This is a genomic window from Vulcanisaeta distributa DSM 14429 (assembly GCF_000148385.1).
GTDB classification, from domain to species: domain Archaea; phylum Thermoproteota; class Thermoprotei; order Thermoproteales; family Thermocladiaceae; genus Vulcanisaeta; species Vulcanisaeta distributa.
In genome coordinates this window covers 2,107,599-2,124,835 of record NC_014537.1, presented here as the reverse complement: position 1 = coordinate 2,124,835, position 17,237 = coordinate 2,107,599, and the positions used below count along the sequence as shown (strand labels likewise).

Annotated in this window: 13 protein-coding genes and 1 tRNA gene; 8 read left to right on the top strand and 6 right to left on the bottom strand. The window is 45.2% G+C overall.

What is annotated here, in order from left to right:
* Positions 1-65: 65 nt before the first annotated feature.
* Positions 66-3,857, top strand: a complete 3,792-nt coding sequence (gene rgy, locus VDIS_RS11160; RefSeq protein WP_013337362.1) for a reverse gyrase — start codon at positions 66-68, stop codon at positions 3,855-3,857.
* A 9-nt stretch (positions 3,858-3,866) separates the two neighbouring features.
* Here the strand turns inward: rgy and VDIS_RS11155 are convergent, their stop codons facing one another.
* Positions 3,867-6,554: an adenosylcobalamin-dependent ribonucleoside-diphosphate reductase gene (locus VDIS_RS11155; RefSeq protein ID WP_013337361.1), complete on the bottom strand. Its 2,688-nt coding sequence runs from the start codon at positions 6,552-6,554 to the stop codon at positions 3,867-3,869.
* A gap of 162 nt (positions 6,555-6,716) precedes the next feature.
* On the opposite strand from VDIS_RS11155, the gene VDIS_RS11150 reads away from it, so the two are divergent.
* The gene (locus VDIS_RS11150; RefSeq protein ID WP_013337360.1) at positions 6,717-6,917 is read left to right on the top strand and encodes a DUF1922 domain-containing protein; all 201 of its coding nucleotides are present in this window, start codon (positions 6,717-6,719) and stop codon (positions 6,915-6,917) included.
* On the opposite strand, the gene sixA is transcribed toward VDIS_RS11150, so the two are convergent.
* The 5 genes from sixA to VDIS_RS11125 all read right to left on the bottom strand — a co-directional run bounded on the left by sixA (position 6,914) and on the right by VDIS_RS11125 (position 11,655).
* Complete coding sequence (sixA, locus tag VDIS_RS11145) at positions 6,914-7,375, bottom strand: phosphohistidine phosphatase SixA (protein WP_052885950.1); 462 nt, start codon at positions 7,373-7,375, stop codon at positions 6,914-6,916. The two genes, VDIS_RS11150 and sixA, sit on opposite strands and share 4 nt — an antisense overlap.
* Before the next feature lie 336 nt (positions 7,376-7,711).
* On the bottom strand, positions 7,712-8,893 hold the full coding sequence (locus VDIS_RS11140) for a TIGR00269 family protein (RefSeq protein ID WP_013337358.1): 1,182 nt from the start codon (positions 8,891-8,893) through the stop codon (positions 7,712-7,714).
* Positions 8,894-9,021: 128 nt separating this feature from the next.
* Positions 9,022-9,116: transfer RNA gene (locus VDIS_RS11135), tRNA-Gly, on the bottom strand.
* Positions 9,117-9,371: 255 nt separating this feature from the next.
* Positions 9,372-10,739 carry a hypothetical protein gene (locus tag VDIS_RS11130; RefSeq protein WP_148678339.1) on the bottom strand — a complete coding sequence of 456 codons (1,368 nt, stop codon included), beginning with the start codon at positions 10,737-10,739 and terminating at the stop codon, positions 9,372-9,374.
* Positions 10,740-10,953: 214 nt separating this feature from the next.
* Positions 10,954-11,655, bottom strand: a complete 702-nt coding sequence (locus VDIS_RS11125) for a hypothetical protein (protein ID WP_013337356.1) — start codon at positions 11,653-11,655, stop codon at positions 10,954-10,956.
* Positions 11,656-11,770: 115 nt separating this feature from the next.
* Between VDIS_RS11125 and VDIS_RS11120 the strand changes: the two genes are divergently transcribed.
* The 6 genes from VDIS_RS11120 (at position 11,771) to VDIS_RS11095 (ending at position 17,237) form a co-directional block, all read left to right on the top strand.
* Positions 11,771-12,055, top strand: coding sequence for a hypothetical protein (locus VDIS_RS11120; protein WP_013337355.1), 285 nt, complete (start codon positions 11,771-11,773; stop codon positions 12,053-12,055).
* Between the two features lie 32 nt (positions 12,056-12,087).
* Positions 12,088-12,879, top strand: coding sequence for a hypothetical protein (locus VDIS_RS11115; RefSeq protein ID WP_013337354.1), 792 nt, complete (start codon positions 12,088-12,090; stop codon positions 12,877-12,879).
* Between the two features lie 60 nt (positions 12,880-12,939).
* Positions 12,940-13,923 carry a hypothetical protein gene (locus VDIS_RS11110; RefSeq protein WP_013337353.1) on the top strand — a complete coding sequence of 328 codons (984 nt, stop codon included), beginning with the start codon at positions 12,940-12,942 and terminating at the stop codon, positions 13,921-13,923.
* A gap of 157 nt (positions 13,924-14,080) precedes the next feature.
* Positions 14,081-14,509, top strand: a complete 429-nt coding sequence (locus VDIS_RS11105; RefSeq protein WP_013337352.1) for a hypothetical protein — start codon at positions 14,081-14,083, stop codon at positions 14,507-14,509.
* Positions 14,510-14,592: 83 nt separating this feature from the next.
* A complete protein-coding gene (locus VDIS_RS11100) occupies positions 14,593-15,666 on the top strand; it encodes a hypothetical protein (RefSeq protein WP_013337351.1) in 1,074 nt (357 codons plus the stop codon).
* A gap of 5 nt (positions 15,667-15,671) precedes the next feature.
* Complete coding sequence (locus tag VDIS_RS11095) at positions 15,672-17,237, top strand: type II/IV secretion system ATPase subunit (RefSeq protein ID WP_148678337.1); 1,566 nt, start codon at positions 15,672-15,674, stop codon at positions 17,235-17,237.

The following is a 17,237-nucleotide window of genomic DNA, read 5'->3' as shown; positions in this document are numbered from 1 at the left end:
ATTAAGATTTCGCGTTGGCGACGAATATTTATTAAGGGGTTTTAGTTAATGTGATGAAGAATTAAATGGAGAAACAACCATTAGTAATATACCGAAGAGCATGCCCAAACTGTGGAGGGGACATAACATCGGATAGGCTTGCCTCTGGATTGCCATGCCATAGGTGCCTACCTGACGTGCCAAAGAAGGTTGCAAGTACCATTGAGGTGTTGAACATGCTAGAAAAGCTTGGAACCATAAATAGGTTAAGGTCGTTGGCGAACCTGGTTAATGAGTATAACGAGTTTGCAGATATGTTCAGGAAAATAATTGGAACTAACATGTGGGGTGCCCAGAGGTTATGGGCTAGGAGGATTATTAAGGGTAAGAGCTTCGCAATAGTTGCGCCAACGGGTAGTGGAAAAACTACGTTTGGCATGATTGCATCGCTGTACGTGGCTTTAAAGAGAAGAGGAAGAGTGTTGATTGTCGTCCCAACATCAACCTTAGCCTATGATGTTCATAGAAGATTAAGTGATTATGTGAATAAGATGGGCGTTAATGTTAGGATTGTCATGGCATCCTCAATACTTTCCAAGCAGGAGTTGACCGAGGCTATGAAGACCATTGAGGATGGCAACTTCGACATATTAATAGTAACCAATGCCTTCCTGCCAAGGCACATGGACCTACTTAGTAGGTATAGGTTTTCGTTGATCTTCGTCGATGATGTTGATAGCGTCCTTAAGGCGTCAAGCAAGAACATTGATAGGCTATTACTATTGCTCGGCATTAATGAGGAGGCTCTCCGTAAGGCTTTAACGGTGGTTGATTTAATGAAGAAGCTTAGGAAAGCCATTAGGTTTAGGGCGAGTGAGGAGGAAATTAATAAGATTAGGGAGGATATTAAGAGGTTGAATGCGGAACTGACCAACTACATAAAGAGTAACAACATTGGCATACTAATAGCCTCGGGCGCATTAACGAGGATGAGGAGGACAGCTAGGCTATTCCTGTTTAGGGAGTTCCTTGGCTTTGAGACTGGCGGTAGGGCTGAGGGGTTAAGAAACGTGGTTGATGTCTACGTAAGGCCCAGAGATTCCCTAATAAGTACGGCGGTTGACATCGTAAAGAGGCTGGGCAGTGGTGGGATAATTTACGTACCACCGGACCTTAGGGACATTGTTGATGAATTGCTTGAGGCATTAAATAAAAATGGCGTTAAGGCTGCGTCCTACCTAAAGCCGAGTAAGTCATTACTTAATGACTTTGTGGAAGGGAAAATTGATGTATTAATTGGGCTAGCTACGTCTAGGTCATCCCTAGTTAGGGGCATTGATTTGCCGCAGAGAATCGCGTATGTGGTCTTCGTGGGCGTTCCACGCATGAGGTTTAGGCTAAGACTTGAGGAGTTCACACCAATAAGGTACCTAATGTTTCTATTTACCATTAGGAATGTCGTCCCCCAATACCTGAGAAATGACATTGATAGGGTCGTTGCGAGACTTAGGAACTTAACGGCACTAAATCAAGAGCAAATAAATAACTTGTTAAAGGCTATTGAGGAGAATAAGGAATTGAGTGGATTTGATAAGTACGCGGCTGACGTGATTAAGGAGGCCGTAGACTTAGTGAACAAACTATTGAGTGATCCCAACATTAGAAAAGCGATAGAGCAATCTAACGAGGTTGGTCTTGAGTATAGGGGTGGTGAGCTTTACGTGATCATACCTGACGTGACGACGTACATCCAGGGTAGTGGTAGGACATCAAGGCTTTACGTTGGTGGTGTCTCCCAGGGCTTATCAGTGCTTATAGTGGATAATGAGAAGGTGTTCAATGGTTTAATTAGGAATTTAAGGTATAGGCTTGAGGATGTTAAGATCCAGGACATTAATGAGGTTAACATAGATGATTTAATGAAGAGGATCAGGAGTGAGAGGGACTTAATAAGGAATATAATGCTTGGGAAGATACCCAATCAATTCCTCGAGAAGGATCCGTTAAGGACAGCATTCGTAATTGTCGAATCACCGACTAAGGCTAGGACAATAGCGAGCTTCTTTGGAGTACCCACCAGGAGGAATGTTGGTCCTTTAATAATTTATGAAGCTACCCTAGGCAACCTATACCTACTGATAACGGCTACTAAGGGCCACATGTGGGATTTAATACCGGCGGGTCCGGCCGATGTAAAGGAACTCGCGCCGGCTTTAAGGGCGGGGAAGATTATTGATTATTATGGGATACTTAAGACCGGTAATAATTTCGTACCGATCTATGGAACAATAAAGAGGTGCCCTGTTGGTGGTGAGACGTATACCGAGGATGTGGATGTTTGTAAGATCCACGGTGTTAAGCTTGTTGATGCCATGGACATAGTAAATGCGATAAGGGACATAGCCACAGAGGTTGACCAGGTAATGATTGGTACGGACCCGGATGCCGAGGGTGAGAAGATTGCTTGGGATGTTTACATGATGCTTAGGCCCTACGTGAGTAATATCGTTAGGATTGAATTTCATGAGGTTACTAAGAAGGCCATCATTGATGCGATCACAAATCCAAGGGCCATAAGCCTTAGCATGGTTGGCGCTCAATTGGTGAGGAGGATTGAGGATAGATGGATTGGGTTTGGGCTTAGCCAGATTGTTCAGGAGAAGTTCGGTAGAAGGACTTTATCAGCTGGTAGGGTTCAGACTCCAGTCCTTGGTTGGATAATAGAGAGGTATGACGAGAGTAGGAGGGATAAGGTATACTCAGTAACCATGACTTTGAGTAATGGTGTAAAGGTAAGGTTGAACATACCGCCGGATAAGGAGGAATTGATAAAAGCCCTAAAGGCGATGCATAGGAATAAATCAACGGACGTTGAGGTTAAGGTTAGAGTAACTAAGGTAGGTGAGGAAGAGGAGGAATTGAATCCAGCACCACCATACACAACAGACGCCTTACTTAGGGACTCAGCAAACATACTCGGTTTAAGTGTTGAGCAAACGATGGCTATTGCCCAGGAATTATTTGAGTCGGGACTTATAACGTATCATAGGACGGATAGTACCAGGGTATCAACGGTGGGCATTGGCATTGCTAAGGAGTACATAAGCGAGAGAGTTGGGGCTGATTATTTCGTGGGCAGGGCCTGGGGCGGCAAGGAGATTGGGGCCCATGAGTGTATAAGGCCGACAAGGCCCATCGATAGTGATGACCTAAGGAACCTAATTAACACAGGTTTGCTTCAGCTGGCTATTAGGGTTACGGCAAACCACCTTAAGGTCTATGATTTAATATTTAGGAGGTTCATGGCGAGCCAAATGAGAAGTGCCAGGGTTTTGAAGGAGAAGTTGAGGATAAGTATCTACCTTAATGGTGCTAATGTTCATGAGGAGGAGGTGGAGAGGGTTTCTAAGATATTGGAGCCTGGATTCACGAAGGTTTGGGGCTACATTGAGGGTAGGGAGTACCAGGAGCTTATGCCTGGTGAGTATGGGATAACCAGTATTGATTATATTAAGAAGGTGAGTAGGACACCACCGCTTAGGGAGGGTGATATAATTGCTATGATGAAGGAGAGGGGTATTGGCAGACCAAGTACCTATGCGAAGATTGTTGATGTAATACTGAAGAGGCGCTATGCGTTGGTCGTTGGTAGGAGAACTAGGTATGTGGTGCCCACGAACCTTGGTCGCCAAGTCTATAAGTTCCTAACTGAGGAGAATAAGGAGTTTAGTGACCTAGTTAGTGAGGAGAGAACTAGGATTGTTGAGAGGCACATGGATGATGTTGAAGTCGGTGAGAGGGATTACATGGATGTACTCAATGAGTTATTTAATGAGGCAGTAAGTAAGGGCATACTTAAGGAGAACGTTATAACTTAATTTTATGACTTAACCGCATGAACCAGTCTTGCAGTATGGATCATCAGTCTCCCCAAGCTCCTCCTGCATCTCCTCCTCAATACTCTCACCGCCATTACTCTTAATCCTAACAAGCTTATCCTTAAGCGCGGACAATGATGTGTAACTGACCTTTGTCTCTACCTTGGGCTTTGTCTCAACCTTAACCTCCTTAACCTCAATTGTGGGCTTAGCCTCAGCGCCCTTAACGCCCGTGTATATCACCTGCACTGACTTACTCTTATCCCTATACACCGTTATTCCGAAGGCATTAAGTAGCCAGGCCAGCCTATAGGCTTGCTCGACATCTTCCATGGGCGTATCACTCGGCATGTTTATGGTCTTACTAACGCCTGAGTCATTCCACCTAGCCCAGGTCACCTGCATGTACACGTGCCACTTCCAGTGAATCTCATGAGCCGTCCTAAGCAAGTCAGCTAATGGGTGATCCCTTGGCAGTATTCCGTACTCCTCGACAAACCTCCTCGTCGATTCATCAAGCGTCTTCGTCTGCATAAGCAGCCTAAGCGCGGTGTAGTTGTACTCGATTAGCTTGCCAATTGAGAGGTTCCTGATGTAGGCGATCGCGAAGAGGGGCTCAATGCTTGAGTTCACACCGGCAATAAGGCTCCTAGAGCCCTCAGGGGCTATGCTCATTATGGAACCATTCCTAATACCTACCGTACTAACGTCTATCGATAAATCACTGTCCAATGCCCTGTACCCCTTAAGTACCGCTGTTGAGCCGTCGATAATAGCCCTAACCTTTGGATCGTTATAGCCCACGTCGAGGGTCTTCATGTACTCATCAACCGCCTCCTTATCAATGGTGCTGGAGAATTTCTCAAGCCTCTCCCTATGCTTTGTCCACGGTAGTACGCCCTCAGCCCAATCACTATGCTTATACGCTGGGTAGACACCCTTCTCCTTAGCCAACTCAATACTGGCCCTAACAGCCATCCTAGCTATGAAACTAGCCAATTCATTAGAGACCGCCAGCGCCTGTGGTGAGTCGTACCTAAGTCCAAGGGCTATTAAGGTATCGGCAAGGCCGTTGGCGCCAAGGCCGATTCTCCTTGTCTCAAGGACCCTCTTCCTAAGTCTCTCATGCGGTAGCTTATTGACATCAATAACATCATCGAGGAACCTAACCGCCAACTGAACATCCCTAGCCAGGGAGTCCCAATCAATCCTACCCTCATGAACATACTTCACCAAGTTAATACTACCAAGGTTGCAACTCTCAAAATCGTAGAGTGACTCCTCACTGCATGGGTTTGTGGCATTTATGACCTCACCAGGTAGTTTCTCATTATTTATGTAATTAGCCAGGTCCCTATTCCACAGGCCTGGGTCGCCGCTGTCCCACGCGGACTTAACGATCTTATCCCAAAGTTCCTTAGCGTTTACCCTCCTCCATATCCTTACTTTACCAGCCTTTATAGCCTCCACACAGCCCTCATAACACTTAACGAACTCCTCACCCCAGGTCTTATATAGGCATGGGCACTCCCTTGGGTTTATCAGGTAAATGTCCTCACCCTTCAACGCCTTCTGCATGAAGTAGTCATCAATTGTGACGCTTATGTTGAAGTTCTGCAACTGAATGTCCTTAAGCTCACCACTCTTCGACGTAATGAACTTCTCAATGTCGGGGTGCCACCAGAAGAGCATGCCCATTTGGGCACCACGCCTCTTACCACCCTGCTTAATGGTGTCCACCAACGTATCAAAAAGCTTCATGAAGCTAAGTGGCCCAGAGGCTATCCCGGTGGTGCTCCTCACAATGTCACCCTCAGGCCTTAACTTACCGAAGTTATAACCAACGCCACCACCTGACTGGAAAATCAATGCAGCGAGTCTTAAGGCATCCATTATGCCAAAGTTGCACTCCGGATCCTCCCTATTCGTATCACTCTCCCTGGATAGGCAGTCGTCAATGGGTACCACGAAACATGCAGAGAGTTGTCCAAGTCTTGTCATTGCGTTGTAGAGCGTTGGTGAGTTGGGCATGAACCTTAACTGGCTCATTAAGTCGTAGAACCTCCTCGTCCACGTTATTGGGTCACCACCATACCTAAGCTCTGCGTAGGCTACGCCCATCGCAGTCCTCATCCACAGGTACTGGGGCACCTCGAAGAACGAGCCATCAAGCCTCTTGAGTAAGTACCTACTCATTAACGTCCTGACCCCATTATAAGTGAGCAGTAAATCCCTGCTCGGGTCGAGGTACTTAGCCAACTCATCAATGTGTTGAGCATACCAAGCGCTCATCTCTGAATCCCAGATCCTAAGTTCAAGCCCAGTTCTAAACCACGCTTTGAAGCCTTCTCTATATGCATCCTCGAACTTAACTCTGCCCTCATTGATTGCCTTAACAACATCCTTACCCCAAACCTGCTTATACACACTCCATAGTAAGTAATTCCTAGCCGCATCATGCCATTTAAGGTCATCAGTCACCATATTAAGCATGATTAATTGAACCTTATCCGACAATTCACTACTTGATACGGTGCCCCTGAGATCAAGGGCACTAATTACAAGGTCTGGATCTGGAACACCCGCAAGTTTTAGAGAACGGACTAACTTATCTCTTGAGAAGTCCTCTGTATTTCCATTCCTCTTTAAGACCTTTATCCCAACCACCTTACTTATTGCTTCAGTACTTAATTGCACACAGGAAATTTAAATTACTTTTATTAGGGGGCAGCGGACAAAATAAGTTAACACGAACCTAAGTGAAGAGAATATATATTGCTTTCACTCACCTCAGCTGTAAATTCTGAAGTCAAAAAGCAATTTATTTTTCTAAACCCATTCCATTAATACCCAACGAATATGTATTTAATCATTGCATGCCCAAGGTGTGGGAACTACTCAGTTGTCCGTGACACGGCTAAGACCCACCAATGTCCGTATTGCGGCTATGTAATGCGAATTGAGGAGGCATCAATAATTGCACGGGCAAAAAATGGTAAAGAAGCCAGAGAGCTCATTTTGAAGCTAAAGACACCCAGGGAATTAAGGAAGAGACCCTAATGCACTAGATCTGGTGTAATGAACCAATTAATGACCCAATTACTTTCGGCCTTACTAAGCCTTAATACGCCGGAATACCTAAACTCAACGACTTTAATGTCGGGGTTACCCGTAATTAGCAATGAGGTCAAACGACTAAGGTGAGGTAGGTGACCAACAATCATTAGGTCATGGTCAAGCCTTAAAATTCTCTCAAACCATATTCTGGGGTCATCATTGGGGTTTAAACCGTCGACCTCCCTAACATTACTAACACCCAAGTACCTAGCAAGGATCTCCGCTGTTTGCTTAGCCCTAGCCTTGCCGCTATGAACAATCTCAGTAACGGTAATACCAACACCACTAAGGTATTTGGCGATCCTCTCGGTTTCGGAAACGCCCTCTGGAGTTAATTTCCTTTCTGGGTCAACCTTCTCATCAAATGCCTTACCATGCTGAATAAGGTATAGACTAACCATAAGACCGTTACTATTAAACCTCAGCGATATTTTAACCTTAAGTCGCCCTTCAAAAACCTCCACACCCTAGCCCTTTACTTACTAAGGGATAAGCGAAGCGGAATTTTTAAAGTCGGCATTCGTTCCCGTCATCACGCAATCAGCCAATCAAGCCGTCGTCATCCATGGATTAAATGAGATATTAATTACCTTAAAAATCAGTGCTGGGCATTTCCTCATACCCGTCTATGGAAAAACCTGCAATGAACATCGTGGCGAAAACGGATACATTCCTTAAACCCCGCATTTAACTACGGACTTGATGGACGAATCTCGGTTTAGTATATGACCAGGCCTTTACCTCAACTTAAGTCCGGAAACCTTGACCCGGAGGAGGTCCCTGACATGGGGTCCCATGGCACTTCCCAATTCACGCTGGGTGAACCTGCAGAAGGAGCATACATCACCGCTTGATGCTAATCCGCATACCTTACATGTATGCATCTCAGGGTTTTCCTCAACAACCTTCCCAAGGATCTTGACGTCCCTAACGAGGCCCTTCAAGAAGCTCAGCTTAATTCCTGGATGCCTTGTCTCCAGGTTATTTAAAAACTCCTTAATATGATCATCTAGGGTGTTCCTCGGCCTAAAGGGGCATGGGCATGCTGTGAATGGGATCTCCGAGGCCAATGCGTAGAGAAGGGTTTCCTTCTCGTAAATCTCGTATAGGGGCCTTATATGGGCTACGGCTCCCTCGAATGGTTCAGTCTTAGGCAGTAGTTTAGTTAATGATTGGTAGTCGTGGGTTAGTACTGCCTTTAACGCGTATGAAGCGATATCATCGGCATGGTGACCCGTGGCTATTGAGGATGCGTTGAGTTCCATTGCCAATGCATTGTAGGAATACCTCCTGATAATACCGCATACGGAGCATGGTGGTCTCCTAGACTTCATTCCTTTAATTAATGTTGGTTGGTCTACACCGAGCATTTCCTTGAATGTGGATATAATTAAAGGTACGTTAAGTCTCCTAGCTAATTCCTCAACAGCTGACCTAGCCTTGTCCGAGTAGCCTGGTATACCCTGGTCTATGTGGTATGCGACTATGTCGAATTTTAGGGAATCTCTGAGGGTTGAAAGAACATGAAGCATCGTTGAACTATCCTTACCTCCCGAAACAGCCACAAGGACTAAGTCACCCCTCCTTATAAGTTTGTACTCCTCAATAGTCCTTCGAACCCTCTTAACTATAAACTCCATAAAATGCTCCTTACATAGGGTTAACTTCGCGTAGGGTATCCTAACGTAAGCCTCCCTACCGCATATACCACACCTGCCCCTGGGCAGGTGCTTAATCACCTCAACTCTGTCATTAAGATTTATGACCGTCTCAGTATTCCTAATGGGGAAACCGTTCAGTATAACCGTGGCCTCAGACTCACTTAGCTTTAACTTACTTAAAAGCTCACCAACAGTTATTGAGTCTACGTCCAATATAACCTCCCTATTCTCCTGAGGTAACCTAACCCTAATGGGCACATTTAAGTCTCATTAACGAAGAATTATAAATAATTATTCAACTGTTCTACTGAATTAAGAAGAGAAGGAGAGAAAATGATGGCCTAAGACCCACGGGTCAAAACAAAACAATCACGTAACGATTTCGATGGTGCGGCCGCCGGGATTCGAACCCGGGTTCTGCGGCTTTCCACGTTTATTGCTCGGAAGGCCGCCATCCTAGACCAGGCTAGACTACGGCCGCGGGTAAGTTATGATTGTAAGAGTTTAAAGGTTTTTCATTATTGTTTTGGGTTGATAGTTATCGTGCGCTGGCCTTGACATTATTGTAGTAAATTGATAAAAATTTTTCCATTTTTATAAAATTTTATTAAATGAAATTCATTAATTTTAAATAAAATACCGCAATATTAGTGATACTATACTAACTTTAATATTATGAAGCCATCTAGCATAAGGATGGGATACCCGCCTATGATAAATGTTGAGACAGGGATTATTATGATTTAATTATTTCATGTATTAATTTACATGCATTATCCTGATCCCCTTTAATTATGGTTTCCAGCAGGCTTAGTAATTCCCTGCTCATTGACTCGTTGGTATCATTTATTATCATGTTCATTAGTTTTCTGAAGTCCTCGTTATCCAGCCTCTTTTCTATTGCCCATAATAACTCATCCCTATTCATCTGCCTCGTGAGTGCTCTCATGGCCTCATAAAGTAACTCTAAATCACTATTCTTTAATGCCCTAATTACCCTCCTATACACAGGACATAACTCCTCTGGGCATTCAATGTCGCCAACCCTTAACCTATACACCCTATGCCTATCACTTTCTACATGAACATCGCTAAAATCATCAATCGCAATCACAGGACTGGGATTATCACCGTAGTCACTGGGTGTCTTCTCTATTAATGCCACGGCCTCCTCCATATTATTATCCCTGATCGCCTTAATTATCCTACTCACGAGGCTTTTACCTGCCTCAGGGCTTAACTCCCTGACTCTCCTAGTGAGGGTTGCTAAATTACGCTGCGTTAGTTTACTCAAGTCCTCTAACTCACTCGTCGATACATTAATGCGCTTGGCTATCTGTGTTATGTATATTCTCTTGGATATGTCTAATTGATTCTTTGATGCCTTGGTTGGTACAGCGTTCTCCGCCACATCAGCTCTATCTACATTGTTATCGCCAGGTTTAACCTGCAACACCCTATTCCTCACAAGGCTCCTTAACTCATTTATGAAGTCCTCGTTTAACACCGCGATTATGTACCTATGGGCATTCCTCTCGCTCATGCCGAGCACATTGGCGAGTTCCCTAGCTATACCCATGACACCCTCATACCTGCTTAACCCCTCTATCATGGCCTCGGCCCCTCTCCAGTCCATCTCCGCAACATTAAGTACGTAATTCCTGATCAGCTCTCTGGCAAAGTGTAGCTTAACTTCCTTCAAGACCCTATTCTTGTAGGCTATGCATATCGTGGTGGCCATGGCCATCGCCACGTATCTCTCCTCACTACTGAATTTTCCAAGGTCCCAAACCTCAGTTCGTACCCTATCAAGCACGTAATTCATGCTTTCCGGCAGTGTTGATAGGACGTTGTATATGCATACATCGGCAATTAGGTAATTGGCACTATCCAGATGAAGCACGATCATGGGCTGAAGAAGCTTGCCACCAACCCTCGCCAGCTCCTCAATGTGACCCTCAACAATAGCCCTTTCCGTCTCACCGTGCGGGCATGGACATGGATGCCAATTAGGCACAGTGAAATTTCTCAATAAATCCCTAAGCCTCATTTCATACCTATCCCTCACAATGCCAAGCCTTATTATTACATCCTTGACCTCCATTAATCTCTTTATTTTGTCTATTAACGCTTTTATAAGGCTAGTCTTAATGATGCCCATGAATTATTTTTTAATAATGTGAGAAGTTAATTAGGTAATTATTGATAAATCTTCTAAATATTAATAACGTGTAGAACCACAATACCCAGAGTGCGCACGATGACATCAGCGCCTTGTTGTCATCGTAGCACTAGAAATAATTCAGGAAGACCCGCTATCACTGTGACCCATATAATGCATCAATTATTTTAATGAGCTCCTCCTTACCCAACCCCCTGAGTATGTCCTCAACGTCCTTCCTATCTAAATTATCAAGGAGTACCGCGGTTATTGCAAGCTCAATAAGTGTTCTCCTATAGAAGTGCCTTTTCCTAAACTTTGTTATTCTGATTATATCGGCGTACTTATTGAGTACCTCGTTAACATTAATGGCACCCTCAAGGCCCCACTCCCTGAGTACCCTGTTTATGTGCACACTAATTAATGAACCAAACACCTCATTGAACTTATCCTCAATGAGCCTCCTAAGGCCTGGACTATACTTAATGCAGCCAGGGTCTAGAACGCACTCAAGCACTTCATAGGGCGTTGGCCTCTTCACAGGCCACCTGCCCCTTAATGACGTGGCCAGCGCCACCACTTGCTCCTCACTATATGGTATTCCAGCCCTACCAAGGACCAGCTTGAACTCGTTGACCCAATTCTTAACTAGGTCTTCGATATCCCTAACGCCCTCCACGGGCATGAACGCCCTCTTAATTAGCATGATACGCCTATAAGTCTCGCTGACACCGCTTTTCGCGATAACGTTATTATGATACCTCGGTAGGGCTGGGTAATACTCAGTGCCTTCATAGATTATACCCATTACCATACCATCCTCATCTAATACCTCGCCTCTGTCGTTCACGAACCTCATTATACATTAAAAGTGTTACTGTTATTCTATAAATTTTTTCACTATATAGCCTATAATTTTTTGTTTTCAATTCTACTTGAAAACCCTTATAAAGAGAATAACTAATAATTAATCAATGTCAACAAGGGGAATATCATCACTACTAATTGCGGTGATAATGGCATTAACAGTAATAGCAATAATTGGGTTAATTGCAATAAGCATGCCACTTCTGAAATCAAGCATGGACAAAGTGCGCTGGGCAGGATCAATGGGCGCGTATAAACCACCAAGCCCAATAAATTCAAGCAGTGCCGTGAATTCCCCACAAACCGATGGGTACTGCCTCTACTATAGCAATAACGGCATAACGTACGTCTCGTGCCCATCAATACCGATTAATCAAACAACCACGCCCTGACCCGCTTTTAAATAATGCAATATTAATCAATGATGACCTTTGATGAAATACTGACGGGAACCATAGGATTCATACTGGCCATGGTCATCATATCGATGGTACTCGGTGGTGGGCTCTATGGCTATTACGTCTATGTACATAGGCAGGTGCTTGAGAATTACCTATGGCCCGTGGCCGACGTTGTACCCTACAATGGTGGTTATTACCTAGGTGTCGTGAACACGGGCCATGAACCATTCATAGTCAAGAAGATATTACTAGCTAATGGTGGAGTAATCAATGTGAACAGCAACGTACTTAATCAAAACCAGTGGTGGTTTTACCAGACCAATCAATTACCAGTTGCGGTATTCGTGTGCTCAGCCATTGACCCAAGTACATGCACCACGGTGAACGTAAATGGTTGGATTGATGACTACACAGGCGTGGGTAATGCAATCACCGTTGTAGTTAACGACCCGTATAACGCAACCTGGGTGATAACATGGAATTACCTAAATTTCACAAGACTTGGTAATTGGTTTATAGTTACGGGACCCCTCTTTCAATACTACATAGTTAGTGGATCCAGCTCATCGGTGTTTTACATAAACCCACCGTACACGCCAATACAAATAAACATGAGAGCCTCATTGGCTGGAGACCCAGTTAACTACACATGCTGGATCAAACCATACTACGTTAGTAACACATTCAATATAGGCAGCACCATAAAATTTAATGTTAATTGCACGCAGGTAAACGAGGTTTGCTACACATTTCCAGTATTATTCGGCAACTCACCACCTCTTCCACCAATATGCCTTCCACCATCACCCCCCTAGTGAGCTGGGCCGTAGTTCTACGTGATAACACCTTATTAAGGTCCTCATGGGGTGATGTAAATGAGTAGGTTAATCTATTGGTGGCGGTACGTCGATACGGCGGCCAAGGTGCTCATCATAGTGCTGATTGCGTTGTTGGTAATAATATTGATAAGCCCGCGCCTTAGGCCGTTACAGCCCATTGCCAAGGCCCTGGGCCTTGTTGAGGTTAATGAGGTATATAAGGCCGTGGGTACTTCGAGTAATGTGACGCACATAACCAGGTACGTGAATCAATCAATTCTTGTTTACGTAAACAGGACGGTCTTCATACCCATGGGCAATGTGAACTCCAGCGAGACTTGGTGGAATTACACGGGTTATCTAATGGGGACTGGGTGGTGTTGGGGCCGTGCCTTGGTGATGCCGAATGGGACTGTGTGGTTCATAACCACGTGGGTTGCACCCGATTGGTTATTACGGGAGATGAACCTACTCACGTGTGGTGCGGGCTGTTACAATTTCTCACTGCCGTATGGGACAGAACTTATGCACGCTGTTTACCTACCCATGTATTTACCGATAAATGGGTCGGCAAGTTTCTTCCCAATTTATGGGGTGAGCTATGTGGCGGTTAGTAATGAGACCATGAACTACCCATTCCCAGGCTTCACGGTCGTTATCATGGGGGATGTCGCTGGAAATGGCCCCATTCCCACAGTCAAGGTAGTGAATATGAGTAATGACTATGTAACGCTTGATGCATTATCATTCAACATAACGTTGGCATTCAACAGGACCTACTACGGCTACTTAGCCCTCACTAACATACTCGTTAATTCCTCATCAATAATATACATAGTGCCCTGTAAGCTGGACATTATCTACATAAGCAATCCGCAGGCCGCACTCGGTGTCATGGTGCCGTTTAGCCTATACGTAGCCTCGATACACGACTACGTGTACTATGGCGAGTTAAGCGCAGAACCAGGTACTTACAGGGAAACCTTTGGTTGGTGGGTTTGGCGTACGGGCATTAATAATGAGGCCAATACCCAGCATTAAGCCGTGAAGTACTTAGTCTCCGTGAGTTTACGTAAACTAAGTCCAAAGTGAGGACTGGGGTAATAACTAAGTAGGGTTAATATGCCCTGTGTTTCCATGGATTTTTTTTACGTTTAATTCCCCTTAAAAATAAATTCAGTACTTAATTCTGACCAATATGGGTAGGTCGACTAGAGGTGAGTTCAATCTGCTATGGGTCGTGGTAACTGTGGTAAGTATAGTAATGGCGGTTGTGATACTATACATAGTGTACAATGGCGCAACGAAGTCCCTAAGCATAGCCAACTCACTGACTGGGCAGGCAACAACTGCGGGTGGTCAATTAATCATTAACTTAAAGGCCGCGGGCGTTGGTACGATAACCATAAGCAATGTTACGTTATACTCAGGAAGCAGTACTGTAACGTCCGGCTGTACATTAAGCTCGGTAATGCTTAATGGCCAGCCACTATCCACGACATCCCCACCATGGAGCCTTAAACCCGGCGACACACTGTCGCTCATTTACTCAGGCTCCAGCTGCTCAAGCGTTACGACGGTTGATGTAACCACAAACGCGGGTACTCAGCCAATAACCGTCTCGTGAGTAATCAACGGCGTTGTTAAAAACAAATAAAAATCATCATTTTTATGCATCATCCCTTTTAAAGTAATTATGCCATCACTACGATGAACCTTAGAGAAATTGTTTCGGACTTAGTATTCATAATTAGGGTGCCCATTGAGGGAGTTGAGTTCGCAGTTAATGAGTCCGCCAAGCTAAGTAGGGCGTGGAATAGAGTAGCCACTATACTTAATTCCCTCGGTAACCCATGGATGCTCCCCAGGGATTACAGGCGTGAGTTGGTTGCATTGGCGAGTACGTATTTTTCAGCGGGCTCGGACCCAGGCATAACCTTCCTAGCCCTGATGAATAAGTACACGGCATTACTTAATCAGCAAATTGATTTTCAAACCCAGGCCCTGGTTGCGATAACGGTACTAAGCATAATGATTGGCGTCTTATCATTCCTAATAATACTGGGTGTGCCGCCCATCGTCGGCCTCGTCGGCATTGTCATGGTGCCGGTGATACACTACTTCCAGGTCGAGATCACGAGATATGACTACGGAAAGCCCAGTATCGCGGGAATCGTCGCTGGTGCGATAGGTTACGCATTGGGTTACCTACTTCATGCGGGTGCTGAGAAGATAGCCCTGCTGGTATTGTTTGGGTTTGGAATAGGCTTCGCGGTTTTCTACATACCACAATTCCTCAGGTTCATTAGGGATTACGCTGGCCTGGGTTCGAGGGTGCTGAAATCCTTTGGCGAACTGCTCAACTCACCAAGCCCAGAACCACTGAGACCTATAACAATAATTGAGAGGGAGTTGATGCCTCTATGGGATTACGCGTACTCGGTTGGTGTTCGTGAGTTCGTGGAGAGGATTGTGATGGTTGTCAGCGCATTCGTTGACTACGTTAAGAGGTCGGTGACGACTGGGTTAGTTTATGGGCCGTTTATAACCATTGGTTATGTCTTCACGCTATTCACGGCATACATCCTTTCATCACTTAATGCGGGTGCTGTCATAGCCAATGTTCAGATGCCCATAACGTTTAACGTGAGTGGCATATCGGCTGCCTTAATACCGCTGGCCGTGTCCACGGCCATACTCACGGGTAAGGCCATGCACTCCATAGGCCTTGGCGTGGTTCTAATACCCCTATTCCTCATACCGTTAATACCGCTGACGTGGTGATGACCATGCATGTGTCTAGGCCTAAGGTTATTGGTGAGGAATTAGTTAAGCACTACGTCATTGAGGTTGATGGAATCAAGACGGATATAGATGTGTATAGGGTTGTTGATCCCCAGTACGGTACTCACGATTACATAGCCTACGTTATCGACAATGTACCAGACTGGGCAATAGCATTGCCAATCGAGAAAATAGTTGAGTGGATTGGGTCGGGGATGGAGTCCAGTAAGGCCATTACCAAGGGACTTAAGGAGGTGAGTGTTAAGGCAAGCCAGGATAATGTCATGCTCGCCACAAACCTATTCCTGAGGTGGAATAACCATTATGGGCCCCTAACGCCAGTCCTGATGATGGATGACGTGACCGACATCTACATAAACAAGGAGGGGAGTAAGTTCGGCCTTGGTGGGATATACGTCGATCACTCAGAGCTTGGTCTCGTCAGGGTTATAATTGGTTGGGAGCCCTACGACGTCAGAAAGGGTAAGAAGGTAGTTAAGACCATAAGGTTTGACTTCAATGGTTTCGTGAATTACATAATGAGGAGGGCCAGTCGTAGGGCGGGGACGCCAATTACCGCCTACAACCCGGTGGCATCCATAGTTGACTCGGAGTTTGGCGTTAGGATCTCCATAGAGGCTGAGCCGGTCAGCATGGGTTCCATAAGCATTAGGGTTTTGCCCAGGAGGCCATGGACACTCCCCGAAATGGTGAGTAGGGGCATGATAAGCATTGATGATGCTGCCCGACTTTGGTTGCTGGCTGAGCATAAGGTCCCAGTCCTGATCATAGGTCCCATGGGCGCTGGAAAGACCAGCCTGCAGAATGCCATTGCGTACATGCTCGTGAATAGGCCTATGGCGATAATAATGGACGTAGCCGAGCTCTTCCTACCGTACCACAAGGTCGTAAAACCCATGTTCGAGAGGGTTTCCTACGCTCACGGAATCAGGAATATCAATAAGGCCGAGTTAATAAAACAAGCCCTCAGGAGTGGTGTGGATATAATTGTTTTAAACGAGGCTAGAAGCTACGAAGAGTTCAAGGCATTGGCTGAGGCCATAACCCTTGGTCATGGAGCCCTAACCACATTCCACGCAGATAATTTCAAGGCCGCAGAGGTTAGGCTTGAGAACCTTGGTCTAGAGGCCAGGGATCTCCTGAACATAGCCGTCGTCGTAGAGTTGGGCATAATGAAGCAGTCCAGGTATAACCAGGTGACCAATGTGTATGAACTGGTCACGCACAGGTTCGTAAGGTCCATATTCAACTCAGACGAGTATATGAAGATACTGGGTAAGACTTACGGTGATGAGTACGTAATAAAGCAGTTACAGTATAGGAGGGCCTTCTTAATGAGGGCTGTGAATTCCGGGCTTAATTACGAACAACTGGCTGGCTTACTATATGCCTTTTACAAGGATCCCGAGAAGTTCATTAAGAATGTGGAGAATAACACCGCAGGCACAAGTAACTCAGGTCAAAATTCACAGAATAACCAGGAGATCCCAGAGGAGGTGCTTAAGCTTGATGAGGAATTTACAAATCCTTTTAAGGATGAGCTGAAATGA

Bases quoted from the DNA above. Each gene is read 5' to 3' on its own strand.
- VDIS_RS11130 (WP_148678339.1), bottom strand. From the start codon at position 10,739: ATGGAGGTCAAGGATGTAATAATAAGGCTTGGCATTGTGAGGGATAGG.
- VDIS_RS11125 (WP_013337356.1), bottom strand. From the start codon at position 11,655: ATGAGGTTCGTGAACGACAGAGGCGAGGTATTAGATGAGGATGGTATG.
- VDIS_RS11150 (WP_013337360.1), top strand. From the start codon at position 6,717: ATGTATTTAATCATTGCATGCCCAAGGTGTGGGAACTACTCAGTTGTC.
- VDIS_RS11115 (WP_013337354.1), top strand. From the start codon at position 12,088: ATGACCTTTGATGAAATACTGACGGGAACCATAGGATTCATACTGGCC.
- rgy (WP_013337362.1), top strand. From the start codon at position 66: ATGGAGAAACAACCATTAGTAATATACCGAAGAGCATGCCCAAACTGT.
- VDIS_RS11120 (WP_013337355.1), top strand. From the start codon at position 11,771: ATGTCAACAAGGGGAATATCATCACTACTAATTGCGGTGATAATGGCA.
- VDIS_RS11095 (WP_148678337.1), top strand. From the start codon at position 15,672: ATGCATGTGTCTAGGCCTAAGGTTATTGGTGAGGAATTAGTTAAGCAC.
- VDIS_RS11105 (WP_013337352.1), top strand. From the start codon at position 14,081: ATGGGTAGGTCGACTAGAGGTGAGTTCAATCTGCTATGGGTCGTGGTA.
- sixA (WP_052885950.1), bottom strand. From the start codon at position 7,375: ATGGTTAGTCTATACCTTATTCAGCATGGTAAGGCATTTGATGAGAAG.
- VDIS_RS11100 (WP_013337351.1), top strand. From the start codon at position 14,593: ATGAACCTTAGAGAAATTGTTTCGGACTTAGTATTCATAATTAGGGTG.
- VDIS_RS11110 (WP_013337353.1), top strand. From the start codon at position 12,940: ATGAGTAGGTTAATCTATTGGTGGCGGTACGTCGATACGGCGGCCAAG.